The sequence below is a fragment of the Mesorhizobium temperatum genome, assembly GCF_002284575.1.
In the GTDB taxonomy this organism is placed as follows: domain Bacteria; phylum Pseudomonadota; class Alphaproteobacteria; order Rhizobiales; family Rhizobiaceae; genus Mesorhizobium; species Mesorhizobium temperatum.
The window spans coordinates 136,696-148,931 of record NZ_NPKJ01000040.1 but is presented as its reverse complement, the minus strand read 5'-3'; the positions used below and the strand labels follow the sequence as shown (position 1 = coordinate 148,931).

Here is a 12,236-nt window from a genome sequence, read left to right as displayed (position 1 = left end):
TTTTGTGTGTATTTTTCACATCAAACTGTGGGAAACGACATGGCGAGACCGAAGCTTGGCAAGGGCGACAGCGAGCGCTTGCAGATGGTGATCAGTGCTGAGGAACTGGAAGCCATCGAGGAGTGGCAGCATCAGAACCGCATTCAGAGCAAGTCGGAAGCGATTCGGCGTCTCTGTCAGCTCGGGCTGCTAATCGACAACGAGCTTGAGCAAATCGTCGATCTTTCGAGCGATGGTACAAAGGTCCTAGCAAACCAGTCGGTCGATCTGCACGCTGTATGGCGGCGGCTCGTAAGACCCGACAACAAAGACCTGCTGTTCGGCCAAGACGAAATAAATGACATCTTCACGTTGGCGAGCGACCACGGAGAAGTCGCCTCCGAGGGTGTTCTCGCCATCCACCACTTGGTTGTCACGCTGTACAACATGATCGGCGACATCGTGCAGTCGCGGACGCTGAAGGGCGGCTTGCGAAAGTCTGAAAAGCATGTGGAAGCGGCCCGTGAACACGTGGAGGAGATCGAGCGACGGAACGAGATACGACGCCAAAATCGATTCCTCGGGATCCTCTACCACCGCGAGGACACGCCAGAGGAAGTAGCACGATACGAAGCACTCTCGGACGACGAGCAGGAAAACTATATCGCTGCCCAGATCCAACAACTGTCTGAAGAAGAGGCGGCGGACCCGCAAGCCTTTGCCGAGCGGTATGGTATCCCGCCGCCCTTCTGGGACCAGTCGGGATGGGGGACCCGGTTGCGCCGGCTCTACAAAACAAAATACGGAGGAGAACCGAAATGAAAGGCCACGTCAAAGAGCGCTCACCCGGCAAATGGGCAATCGTTCTCGATATCTACGATGCGGCCGGCAAGCGCCGCCGCAAGTGGCACACTTTCGAAACCACATCGAAACGGAAGGCCGAAGAGGAATGCGCTCGCCTCATCACCGAATTGAAGAGCGGCAACTACGTCGAGCCCACGAAGCAGACCGTCGCGCAATTCCTCGACGAATGGATTGCCTTCATCAAGCCGTCGGTCGCGCCGAAGACGCTGGAGCGCTATACCGAACTGTGCCGCAAGAACATCGTCCCGCTGATGGGCGACGTTGTGCTGGCGAAGCTGAAGACGGACCGCATTGATGCTGCTTTCACCAAGGCCCTTCGGTCAGGCCGGAGTGACGGCACAGGCGGGCTTTCGCCGCACACGGTCCATCATATGCGGCGAGCGCTGATCAAAGCCTTAGAGCAAGCTGTCACGTGGGAGCGGTTGGCCAAAAATCCGGCTAGGGCCACGACCCCGCCCAAGGTCGAGCGCAAGCGGATGACTGTCTATGACGCCGCGCAGACTGGCGCCCTGCTCGACGCACTCAGACCGTCGCGCCTATTCGTGCCTGTGCTGCTGGCTGTCATGTGCGGGCTGCGCCGCGGCGAGATCATCGCCCTGCGTTGGCGCAATGTCGAGCTTGGCGACAATCTTCGCCAACTGTCCGTGGTCGAGAGCGCCGAACAAACAGACGCGGGAGATGTTCGCTACAAGGAACCGAAGTCCGGTCGCGCGCGGACCATTGCCCTGTCTTCGACCGTCATTACCGAACTGAAGGCGCATCGCGCCCGGCAGGCTGAGGAACAGTTGCGGCTTGGCATTCGACCGGGGCCAGACAGTTTCGTCGTCGCCCAGATCGACGGCAGCGCCCTCCAGCCCCGTTCACTCACGCGCGAGTGGACGAAAAATAAAATCATCCAGCGCAGCGCCCTGCCCAGGATCCGATTCCATGACTTGCGGCACACTCACGCGTCGCAGATGCTGTCATCCGGCGTCCATCCGAAGATTGCGAGCGAGCGGCTTGGGCATTCGTCGATCGGCATCACGCTGGACCTTTACAGCCATGTGATGCCGGGCATGCAGGCTGACGCCGCCGAGCGCGTTGACGAGGCGATTCAGCGCGCGCTAAAACCCATTGGGTAGCAATCCGGTAGCAAACGTCGTTTTTGATACCGTGGCAAAACGAAGAAAATGAAGTTATTTCAAATAGTTGGAGGAGCATCGTCCCCGGTGGGGCGTCCGGACTTCAAATCCGGGAGGGGCCGCGAGCCGGTCCTTGGTGGGTTCGACTCCCACTCTCTTCCGCCACTCTCGCAAAGGCGCGATGACGGTGACAACCCGCTTTCTCGTTGAGCTCAAGTCAGCGGCCGAGGCCGCCAAGGTCGCCGAAGGCCGTTTCCGGCGGGAAGCTGCAGTCCGGATAGCTGCGCTCGAACAAGAGCGCGCCTTCGCCTTCAGGCGGCTCAATCTCATGCAGGCGATCGCCGAGGCCATGGCATCGGCCGAGAGTGAGGAGATAGCCGTCGCCAGCGCCTTCGCCACGCTGCGCACGCGACTCGGCTGGAATTCCGACAGCGAAGCGCGTTCGGAGGTGATTGCGCGTTTCGGCCAGGTTGTACTGGCGATATTCCGGGCCTCGGACAAAGAGGAATCCGCTAACGACATTCCTGAGGCCCTGGCGGGTTTCGAGCGTTGGTATGCCGAAACCCGGGGATCGCCCTTCTGGCTCGTGTTCGAGCGCCAGATGCAGGACACGCCTCGCGTCGACTTTTAAGAAGCGCAGGTCCATCCTGGGCGCATTGTTGACGCTCAGGCGATCAGGACCGCGACCGTTTGGCTCCTCTCACCTTCTGAGATACAGCCATAGTGTCGTCGGCGCCAGGATCGCGGTGAGCGCCACCGGCGCAATCAGCGCGAGGACGACCTGACCGAGCGTCGCCCCGCCAGCCATCAGCCCGCGCAGCGCCGTCGTCATCAGCGACACTGGATTGACTTCGACGATGGCCCGCAGCCAGTCCGGCATGGTGCCGGGGTCGACCATGATGTTGGAGGCGAAGACGAGCGGGAACAGGAAGGTAAAGCCGAGCGTCATCACCGTGGTTGGCGTGCGGATCAGCAGGCCGAGCACGATGAATACCCAGCCCATGCCGAACCCGATGGCGATCAGCATGGCGAAGGCGGCAAGCACGCCGAGGATGCCTGCCTCAGGCCGGTAGCCGAGGATCAGCCCGATGGTGAGAATGATCGAGGCGGCAATCAAATGCCGCAGGATGTCACCCACCATCAGGCCGGCGAACGGAGACAGCGACCAGATCGGCAGCGATCGGAAGCGGTCGAATAAGCCCTTGCCGAGGTCGGTCGACAAACCCATGCCCGAATAGACTGCGTTGAACACCACGGTTTGTACGAGGATGCCGGGTAGGAAGAACTGCAGGTATTCGCCAGGCGAACCGGCGAGCGCACCGCCGAAGACGAAGGTGAAGAGCAGGGTGAACATGATCGGAGTCATCACCAGATCGAAGAGCTGCTCCGGCACATGCTTGAATTTCAGCACCGCGCGCCATCCGAAGACCAGCGCGTTGGAAAGGGCTGATGGGGTCTTAGGTCGGGCGACGCTTTGCAGCCGCTGCAGGGATGTCGAGTCGATCATGGCTTGTCGCCTCCCTTCCGGCTTTCACCGAGGCCTGGCTGGCCCGTCAGCGCGAAGAAGACCTCCTCGAGACTGGGTTGGCCCATGGAGAAATCCGACAGCTCGATGCCGGCGGCGACCAGTTCGGCCAGCGCCTCGTTGGCGGCCTTCGCTGTGCCGGCAAGGACGGAGAGTTCCGCGCCTTCGGCGCTGCGTTGGACAGGGTGCTCCAGCCGGCGTTCCAGAATGGTCGCCGCTTGGTCCAGCCGTGCGACATCGGCGAGCGCGACATGGAGAAAACCGGAGCCGGTGGCCGCCTTCAATTCGCGGCTGGTACCCTCGGCGATCTTCCTGCCGTGGTCGATGACGGCGATGCGCGCTGCAAGTTGATCGGCCTCTTCGAGATATTGCGTGGTGAGCAGGATGGTGACGCCGGCCTCGGCGAGGCCGCGGATCATGCCCCAGACATCCTTGCGGGCGTTTGGATCGAGGCCTGTAGTCGGCTCGTCAAGGAACAGCACGCCCGGTGTGATGACCAGCGAGGCGGCTATGTCGAGCCGCCTTCGCATGCCACCCGAATAATCCCTCACCTGCTTCGTCGCCGCTTCGGACAAGCCGAAAGCCGCGAGCAGGTCGTCCGAACGGGCTTTCGCGGCGCGACCGCGAAAACCCCAGAGTCGGGCGAGCAGGACGAGGTTCTCCCGGCCCGTCAAGTCCTCGTCGAGCGAAGCGAACTGCCCGGTCATGGCGATTGCCGCACGGACCGCATGCGGGGCCTGCACGAGATCGTGCCCCATCACGGTCGCAGAGCCGGCGTCGGGGCGCGACAGCGTCGCGAGCATGCGCATCAGCGTTGTCTTGCCGGCACCGTTCGGACCCAGGATGGCGAAAATCATGCCGCGCGGCACATCGAGATCGATACCATCGACGGCGCGCAGCTTGCCGAACGTCTTGACCAGGCCGCGGGCGGAAATGGCTGACTGGGCAAGACCCGTGGAGGGCACACCCATAGGAGAAGTATCGTTCATGCAATCATCCGGCAGTCGCAAAATGAAAGGCCAGCTTCGGCGCGATGGCTGCGTCGTCAATTCCTCTGCAGGCGCACGAACTTACCGTCTGGCTTCTCCTAGTGCCAGAGGCTCCGACGACGTACCACTACCTGGCCGCCGAGGTTGAAAAGCCGGTCCGATCATATGTTGGACAGGTCTCTAATCATCTTGGGGTTTCTCACTCGATCACGGCGCAGGCCTGACGATTTCCGGCATCACCGGCAGGCTGGCTTTTGTAGTCGTCCTGTCCGCCGTGGATCATCAATGCCTTGCCTCGTATCGCCGTTTCTCCACCATCCAGCTTGACCATGCTGTTGAAAGCCTGGGCACGCAAAACGCCGTCGGCGCCGACCCGCTGATTTGGCATATCGCCCGCGTGCGGGCCTTTTCCAGTGAGGTATCCATGTTCGGCATTCGTCGGATTGAAGTGCCCACCGGCCGAGTCATGGCCGGTCTGATGGTCGCACTTTCCGGTTTCATGAACATGGAACGCGACCCATTCGCCCGGAGGCAGTCCTGTTACCTCCAACGCTATCAGCACGCCCTGCGCCGTCTCGGTCAGCGTGGCCGTGCCATTCTTCTCGCCGGCCATGTTGACGAATTCGGCTTTCGCGGTCGCGGTGTCCTGAGCCGCTGCAGGCATCGCGACCGCCAGCGCCAACCCTGTTGTTGCAACCAATCTTTTCATCGACTCGGCCTCCGGTTGTCCAAGCGAGCCAAACCACAAAGGCGTCTTTTCGTTCCATTTGAAAATTGAGTTTTTTGTCTCCGGCACCGCCGCCAGGGGAGCGATGCCGACAACATGTTCGATGTGTCTTCAGTTTACACCAGTTCGAAGAGTTGGGCGGTTTGCCAGCCTGCAAGCAGTATGATGAGAATACCAACGAGCCTGAGAAGCGTCTTTTCTGCGATTGACTTCACCATCAATCCGGCCATAGGCGCTGCGATAACACCACCAAGGACCAAGCCGGCAACGGGGAGTAGATTTTCTATCAGCCCCCCTGCCTCCTGCCAATGGCCGGTTAGCAAGGCAAACAAGAAGGTTAGAGACACCGACAACGTGGTGAGGAACTCGGTGGCATTTACCGTACCAATAACGTAGCGGGGCGTCCCGCCAAAACCGAGAAGGCCCGTCGTTACGATGGGACCCCACCCGCCACCCCCTGCGGCATCCAGAAATCCACCACCAAGTCCAAGCGGAGGTACCGCGCCTGCAGGGACCGGCTTACTTGGGATCCGCCGGAATGAACGAAACAGGAGCCAAGCTCCGACGAGCGCAAGGTATGTGGTCACATATGGCTTCATGACGGCCCCCTCAAACGAGGTGAGCACATAAGCGCCGAGAACGCCGCCGAGCACGCCAAACGGCATCAGCCGCCAGAAAAGTTTCCAGTCGATATTGCGGTGATAGATGTGAGCCGAACCCGAGGCCGCAGTGGTAAACAGCTCAGCCCCGTGAACTGAAGCCGAAGCGTGTGCAGGAGACACGCCAAACCCCAGTAGTGTTGTCGAGCAAACCACGCCGTAGGCCATGCCGAGAGCCCCGTCGACAGCCTGAGCTACAAACCCTACGAGCGCAAAAAGGATAAATTCTTGCATTTGGCTCTCCAACAAAGCGCGGTCGTAATGGGCGAAATAGAAACCCGCTGCCTACAACGAATGCAATTCATGTCTTCATGCTTCCACAATTCACCAAACGCCTGGCATCGACAATGGCGACGAACGGGAAACTGTCCGCTCGATCGACGTCTTTCCTCACATCTTCAAAGTCATTTAGCTTCTCAGAACATTGAGGCGATCTCGAACAAGATGCTGGGTTGGCACCCTCTTAAGTTGAAGCCGCGCATTAATCGACCGTCCTCGAAAGACCACGCCAGTCGCTCAAGCCGCACCTCCCCTGACCTGCGGTTTCAAGGGTCAGACGCAGACTTGCAGCTCCACCCCATATCTGTTTAATTGCCGCCATCCACAGGGGTGCTCCGTATCGTCGGGGCTGAGAGATGGGCTGCAAGCCCGTAAACCCTAGAGCTGATCTGGATAATACCAGCGGAGCGAGGCGGGCGATGTTTTCTGACGCACAGATTTCTCTTTCTCCGACAACCGGCGATTTCGTCGGCGTCGTCAATATTTCGACGCTCCCGGTCAGCCCGCTCGATGGCCATGTCGCGATCGACCTCATGGTTTCGGCCAACAGTCCGGCCCCGCGCTGATCTTTCGCGCCGGAGGTCTCGCATGTCCCAGCCTTTCTCCGCCGCGCCGCGAATCGCAGCCTTGTTCGCCAAGGTCGGACCGGCCTTGCTATCGGTCGGCACGCTGGTTTTGGCTTGGGAGCTCTATGCGCGCATCTCGAGCATCTCGCCCACCACGCTGCCCGCGCCGTCACGCGTCCTTGCCCAGGCCATCCAGCAGCGCCAGGCGCTGTTCGACAACACCGTGCCGACGATCAGCGCCACATTGGCGGGCTTCGCCTGCTCGCTGGCCGTTGCCTTCATCCTTTCGGTGCTGATCGACTTCTTCAAGCCGCTGCGCCGCGCCCTGTTTCCGGTCTTCATCATCAGCCAGACGCTGCCGCTGGTGGCGATCGCCCCACTGGTCGTGCTCTGGTTCGGCTTCGGGCTGACGCCGAAGATCATGCTGGTCGCACTCGTGACTTTCTTTCCCATGCTGGTCGCGCTGGTGCAGGGTTACGACTCGACGGATCGGGATATCTCGGCGCTTCTGAGTTCGATGGGCGCTTCCCGCATGCGCATTTTCCTGCTGGCCCGCCTGCCCTCCTCGCTGCCCTATTTCTTCGCCGGACTGCGCATCTCGATCACCTATGCCGTGGTGGGCGCCATCTTCGCGGAGTATGCCGGCGCGGCCAAAGGGCTCGGCATCTATATGCTCAACGCCAAGAACAATTTCCGGCCCGATCTCGTGCTCGCAGCCGTGCTGATCAGCGCCTTGCTCACGCTGGCCCTGTTTGCCGCCACGGTGCTGATCCAGCGCGCCGCCATGCCATGGGAGCGGCTCGAAGCCGCACGAAAATCATGAGCAGGCGGCTGGAGCTGCGCCAAGTCAGCAAGCGTTTTGGCGACATTGACGTGCTTGCCGGCATCACCCTGCATGTCGAGCCGGGCGAATTCGTTTCAATCCTCGGCCCCTCCGGAGCCGGCAAATCCACGATCTTCAGATTGCTGACGGGCGGTCTCGAAGGCCACGGCGGCTGTGTCGACTTCGACGGGCGGCCATTGGCCGACGCGTGCCGACCGTTTGCCTTCATGCCGCAGCACGATGCCCTGATGCCTTGGCGCACGGTTATCGAGAACACCGCGCTCGGCTTGGAAGTGCAAGGCATGTCCCGCAAGGCGGCGCGCGGCAAGGTGGCGCCGCTCTTTGGCGAATTCGGCCTTGCGGGCTTCGAGCATAAGTATCCGGCACAGCTCTCGGGCGGAATGCGCCAGCGCGCCGCGCTGTTGCGTACCGTCGTGCAGGACCGCGCCATGCTGTTGCTCGACGAGCCGTTCGGCGCACTCGACGCCCTCACGCGCACTGGCATGCAGCGCTGGCTTCAGATGATGTGGGACCGACACCGCTGGACCGTCCTGCTGATCACCCACGACGTGCGCGAGGCAGTCTTCCTGTCCGACCGCATCTATGTGCTGAGCGGCCGCCCCGCCCGCGTGCTGCGCGAAATCATCATACCTCTTCCGCGCCCGCGTAAGGATCTTGCCTCGCCGGAAGCCAGCGCCATCGAAGCCGACATCCTCGATACCCTGCTCGAACCACAGCCCGCCCAAAGGACATGACCATGCTTTCCAGACGCCTCTTCATCACTGCCGCGTTGATCGCCGGGCTCGGACCCGTCACGTCCGTCTCCGCCCAGCAGACTGTCACCGTCGCGCTAGACTGGACGCCGAACACAAACCATGTCGGGCTCTATGTCGCCCGGGCGAAAGGCTTCTACGCCGAGGCCGGGCTCGACGTGCAGATCCTGCCCTACAGCGACACTGCGGCCGGTACGCTGATCGCCAACCACGTGGCCGATTTCGGTATACTGGGATCCATAGGATTGTTTACCCAACGCACGGCCGGCGCCGACCTCGTCGCCACCTACGCCATCATGCAGACAGAAACCGGCAGGCTGGTGTTCAACGCCGACCGCGCCGATATACAGTCCCCCAGGGATCTGGACGGCCTGACCTATGGCGGTTTCGGCAGCGCCTGGGAGAATGCGCTGATCGGCACCATCATCCGCCATGATGGCGGCGAGGGCAAATTCCAAACAGTGACGCTGGGCACCTCCGCCTATAAGGCCCTGGCCAACGGCGCAGTCGATTTTACGCTCGAGGTCTACACTTGGGAGGGGATCAAGGCGGAACTTGACGGCAAGGCCCAGCGCGCCTTCCGCTACGCGGGTTTCGGCGTGCCCGACCAACACACCAATTTCATTGGCTCGAGCCGGGCCTACCTCGAGAAGAACAAGAACACGGCAACCGCGTTCATCGCCGCGACCAGGCGCGGCTATGCCTTCGCTGTCGAACATCCGCAAGAAGCGGCTGATATCCTGATCGCAGCAAACAGCGACGTGCTGACTGACCGTCCATTGATCGAGGCCTCACTGAAGGCGCTGGTCGACGGCCACTATCTGCAAAGCCCCGCCGGCGCGATCGGCACGATCGATCCCGCAAAGATGGAGGCTATCGGCAACTACCTGTTCAAGGCCGGCGCCCTGCGCGACGGCGATGGGAACCCGGTCGGCGAACGACCCGATTTCGCGGCCTATTACAGCAACGCCTATCTGGACGGCGAAAAATGAGCCCGCCGCGGCGCATGCATCCTGTCGGGGCTCGCCGTCGTCACCAGCAGGATCGGACAGATCGGAACTGCATCGACCAGCTTCGACGCGCCGCTGCCGCCCTGTCGAGCGCACGGCCGAACCAGTCCAGCCAGAGCCGGGTCGGCGTGCTGGTCGTAATCGCAGGGTGGGACGGGCTGATGCTGGGACAATTGCTCATGCCAATCGTGGTGGTCGCCGATACGGGCATCGTCGAACAAGGTCCGCATGATGAACTGGTCGGGCGCGGCGGTGCTTACTCACTGGGCGCGGCTCCGGACTGACGTGATGGCTTTGTGTCGCGCTTTGGCGTCAGTTCCGCCTCGGGCTGGTCGCTCAATCGTTTCTTGAGGATGTCAATGAGGCTGACGGTGACCGCGATCACCGCCGGGCCGAGGACGAGCCCGGATGCTCCAAACAGGACGATGCCACCGACAGCACCGACAAAGGCCACCACCGTGTGGAGCCGCAGCCGGTTCCCGACAAGCATCGGATAGAGCAGATTGTCGATGCCGGCGACGACCACGCCCCCCCAGACGGTCAGGATCGCCGCGCTCGCCCAAGCCCCCTCCAGCGCGAGATAGATCGCTGCCGGCACCCAGATCACGAATGCGCCGAGCACCGGCACGATGGCAAGAAGTCCCATTGCCAAGCCCCAGAAGACCGGAGTGGGCAGGCCGAGCCACCAGAACATCAGGCCGCCCAGCGTCCCCTGCACAGCGGCGACAAGCACGGTGCCTATCAGGATCGCATGTACCGCCTCGGCAAGGCGGGACAGCATGTATGCCGTCTCCGCGGTACGCAGGGGCGAGAGACGCTCGATCCCCCGCAGGGCGGATTCACGGTCCCGCAGAAAATAGAACAGCAGATAAAATGTCAGAACGAACATCACGGCCTGATTGATCGAGCCGCGCAATAGCGATGTGCTTTGTGCCGTCAGCCATTGTACAAATGCGGCGACCGTGCCGGCCGGATCGAGTTGGTTCTCAACCCACTGGGCAACCGCCGAAAGCCTGGGATAGCCCGACACGAAGGCATCTGTGTTCCAACCCCGGATGACCTCCTCCATATAGGTGGCGCCGTTTACCGCCTCGCGAACAAGCTGCTGTGCCACGAAGATGAGCGGCAGGCCGACTGCAACCGCCGCGATGCTGACCGACATCAGTGCAGCCAGGTTTTGGTTCCTGAGCCTTTCCTCGACCTGTCGATGAGCCGGATACAGGATGATTGCCAACACCACCGCCCAGGTCAATGCGGGCAAAAAAGGCAACGCCAAGAGATAGCAGACATACAGACCGATCGCCGTCGCGGCCACGATGCCGAGCAACCTCATTTGTTTCATATCGGGCATCTGTTTCAGGCCGGGCATCTCTCGCCGTCTCGCAAACCAAGCGAGCCTAGTGGATTTCCCGACAAAATGGCAGCTTCCGTTGCCGCACCCTACGGCCAGGCCGCTGTCGAGTGTGACGAAAATGGCCCGGCCATTTTCTCGGTCATTGGGCTGGTTATGCCGGTTGGGCGCCCGTGCGCGCTGCCAGCACCGCGGCCTGCCCGGTCGTGGATGCTCTGACCTACGGCGGTTCTACAGCTCGCTCGCGGCAGCGCAGCTTCACAGGACCAATAGAAAAAGGCCGGACTGTTAAAGTCCGGCCAGGCATGAAGGTTCAAAACCTCCAGAGGGGAACGCGCCGGACGCAATGGGAGGAAAACATCCGACGCAGTGCGTATATGGGTGGGCACGGGTGACGTTTCAACGAGCTGTGGTGGGCCACATCAGCCGCTCCATAGAGCCACCAGCGCGGATTCAATCGTCACGGCCCGTGTTTCAGTTTTGGCGTGACAGACATACGAGCGGTGCGTCGGCCCGATCAAAGAGGTCGCCGCCTCGGGTCAGGCGAGGAGTGTCCCGCGGGACACTCCTCCTTCGTTTTTTACTCCGAGAGCGTGAAGGGAGCCGTGTATTTGTCGACGTTGTCCTTGGTGATGAGAAGGCAGTCAAACAGCTGCTTCTCGGTCGGCGCGCCGGTTTTGCCGGTCTTTATGAACGAGTCGGCCTGTTGTACGGCCTTCGCCGAGTAGACGGCCACCGGCTGGAGCACGGTGTACTGCAAGTCGCCCGCCTTGATCGCGGCGACAGCGTCCGGAGAGCCATCGAAGCCGCCGACCTTAATGCTCGACAGCTTTCCGGCTTCCTTCAGCGCGGCGATCGCGCCGAGCGCCATCTCGTCATTGCCGCTCGTCACGCCGATGATATCGGGATGGGCCTGCAGCAGGCTCTGCATCTTGTCGTGGCCCTGGGTCCGGTCCCAGTTGGCGACCTCCGAGCCGACCTTCTTGAGGTCCGGATACTGGCTGATCACGGTCTCGTATCCGTTTGACCGGGTGGCGGCGTTGTTGTCGGACGGGGCGCCCAACAGTTCGACGTAGTTGCCCTTCTCGCCGATATTCGTCACCCATTGCTGTGCCCCCAGAGCGGCGCCCTGTGCGTTGTTGGAAACGAGCTGCGCCTTGGCCAGACCCTCCTGATTGATCTCGGCGTTGACCAGGAAGACCGGGATGTTCGCGGCAATCGCCTTCTTGACGGCGCCGATGGATCCGCTGGCGTCGGCAGGGTCGAGGATGATCGCCACGGATTTGTTGGTGATAGCGGTGTCGATCAGTCTGCTTTCCGTGTTTGTGTCGGCTTTCGATGCGCCGACAGTCGCGGTGTAGCCGAGTTTTTCGGCCTCGGCCTTGGCCACATTGCCTTCGGTGAGCCAGTATGGGTTGGCGGGATCGATGACGATGATCGAAATGAGGCCTTCGGCCGACGCTGTGCTTACCGACCCTGCGAGGACCGGAGCGGCCAGCGCAAAGGCCGTGAGCATTAGAATTCTTGCCTTGCCATACATGAAATTTCCTCCTTGGTTAGCGATGGTACC

Annotated in this window: 14 protein-coding genes, 1 tRNA gene and 1 riboswitch; of the genes, 9 read left to right on the top strand and 6 right to left on the bottom strand. The window is 61.5% G+C overall.

Features of this window, described 5'->3' with window-relative positions; genetic code table 11:
* Nucleotides 1-39 precede the first annotated feature (39 nt).
* The 4 genes from CIT26_RS11855 (at nt 40) to CIT26_RS11845 (ending at nt 2,595) form a co-directional block, all read left to right on the top strand.
* On the top strand, nt 40-801 hold the full coding sequence (locus tag CIT26_RS11855; protein ID WP_095492739.1) for a DUF924 family protein: 762 nt from the start codon (nt 40-42) through the stop codon (nt 799-801).
* A 149-nt stretch (nt 802-950) separates the two neighbouring features.
* The gene (locus CIT26_RS11850; protein ID WP_245319370.1) at nt 951-1,964 is read left to right on the top strand and encodes a site-specific integrase; all 1,014 of its coding nucleotides are present in this window, start codon (nt 951-953) and stop codon (nt 1,962-1,964) included.
* Nucleotides 1,965-2,033: 69 nt separating this feature from the next.
* Nucleotides 2,034-2,129 (top strand) — tRNA-Sec (locus CIT26_RS36555).
* Nucleotides 2,130-2,145: 16 nt separating this feature from the next.
* Nucleotides 2,146-2,595, top strand: a complete 450-nt coding sequence (locus CIT26_RS11845) for a hypothetical protein (RefSeq protein ID WP_095492737.1) — start codon at nt 2,146-2,148, stop codon at nt 2,593-2,595.
* Nucleotides 2,596-2,664: 69 nt separating this feature from the next.
* On the opposite strand, the gene CIT26_RS11840 is transcribed toward CIT26_RS11845, so the two are convergent.
* The 4 genes from CIT26_RS11840 to CIT26_RS11825 form a co-directional block, all read right to left on the bottom strand.
* Complete coding sequence (locus CIT26_RS11840) at nt 2,665-3,471, bottom strand: ABC transporter permease (protein ID WP_095492736.1); 807 nt, start codon at nt 3,469-3,471, stop codon at nt 2,665-2,667.
* Nucleotides 3,468-4,478, bottom strand: a complete 1,011-nt coding sequence (locus CIT26_RS11835; RefSeq protein WP_095492776.1) for an ATP-binding cassette domain-containing protein — start codon at nt 4,476-4,478, stop codon at nt 3,468-3,470. The genes CIT26_RS11840 and CIT26_RS11835 overlap by 4 nt, the downstream gene beginning before the upstream one ends.
* Before the next feature lie 199 nt (nt 4,479-4,677).
* The gene (locus CIT26_RS11830; RefSeq protein WP_095492775.1) at nt 4,678-5,187 is read right to left on the bottom strand and encodes a superoxide dismutase family protein; all 510 of its coding nucleotides are present in this window, start codon (nt 5,185-5,187) and stop codon (nt 4,678-4,680) included.
* Between the two features lie 134 nt (nt 5,188-5,321).
* Nucleotides 5,322-6,098: a sulfite exporter TauE/SafE family protein gene (locus CIT26_RS11825; protein ID WP_095492735.1), complete on the bottom strand. Its 777-nt coding sequence runs from the start codon at nt 6,096-6,098 to the stop codon at nt 5,322-5,324.
* A 361-nt stretch (nt 6,099-6,459) separates the two neighbouring features.
* Nucleotides 6,460-6,572: riboswitch (TPP riboswitch) on the top strand.
* Between CIT26_RS11825 and CIT26_RS36550 the strand changes: the two genes are divergently transcribed.
* From CIT26_RS36550 to CIT26_RS11805, 5 genes are all read left to right on the top strand, one after another.
* Nucleotides 6,563-6,709, top strand: a complete 147-nt coding sequence (locus CIT26_RS36550; protein WP_167391372.1) for a hypothetical protein — start codon at nt 6,563-6,565, stop codon at nt 6,707-6,709. Its footprint overlaps the riboswitch before it by 10 nt.
* A gap of 22 nt (nt 6,710-6,731) precedes the next feature.
* Nucleotides 6,732-7,532 carry an ABC transporter permease gene (locus CIT26_RS11820; RefSeq protein ID WP_167391371.1) on the top strand — a complete coding sequence of 267 codons (801 nt, stop codon included), beginning with the start codon at nt 6,732-6,734 and terminating at the stop codon, nt 7,530-7,532.
* Complete coding sequence (locus tag CIT26_RS11815; protein ID WP_095492734.1) at nt 7,529-8,287, top strand: ABC transporter ATP-binding protein; 759 nt, start codon at nt 7,529-7,531, stop codon at nt 8,285-8,287. Before CIT26_RS11820 ends, CIT26_RS11815 begins: the two co-directional genes overlap by 4 nt.
* A complete protein-coding gene (locus CIT26_RS11810; protein ID WP_095492733.1) occupies nt 8,284-9,297 on the top strand; it encodes an ABC transporter substrate-binding protein in 1,014 nt (337 codons plus the stop codon). Before CIT26_RS11815 ends, CIT26_RS11810 begins: the two co-directional genes overlap by 4 nt.
* Nucleotides 9,294-9,599, top strand: coding sequence for a hypothetical protein (locus CIT26_RS11805; protein WP_095492732.1), 306 nt, complete (start codon nt 9,294-9,296; stop codon nt 9,597-9,599). Before CIT26_RS11810 ends, CIT26_RS11805 begins: the two co-directional genes overlap by 4 nt.
* Here CIT26_RS11805 and CIT26_RS11800 read toward each other — a convergent pair.
* Together CIT26_RS11800 and CIT26_RS11795 are read right to left on the bottom strand one after the other, a co-directional pair.
* A complete protein-coding gene (locus CIT26_RS11800; RefSeq protein ID WP_095492731.1) occupies nt 9,572-10,684 on the bottom strand; it encodes an AI-2E family transporter in 1,113 nt (370 codons plus the stop codon). The genes CIT26_RS11805 and CIT26_RS11800 overlap by 28 nt on opposite strands.
* Nucleotides 10,685-11,246: 562 nt before the next feature.
* On the bottom strand, nt 11,247-12,206 hold the full coding sequence (locus tag CIT26_RS11795) for a D-ribose ABC transporter substrate-binding protein (protein WP_095492730.1): 960 nt from the start codon (nt 12,204-12,206) through the stop codon (nt 11,247-11,249).
* Between the last annotated feature and the right edge of the window lie 30 nt (nt 12,207-12,236).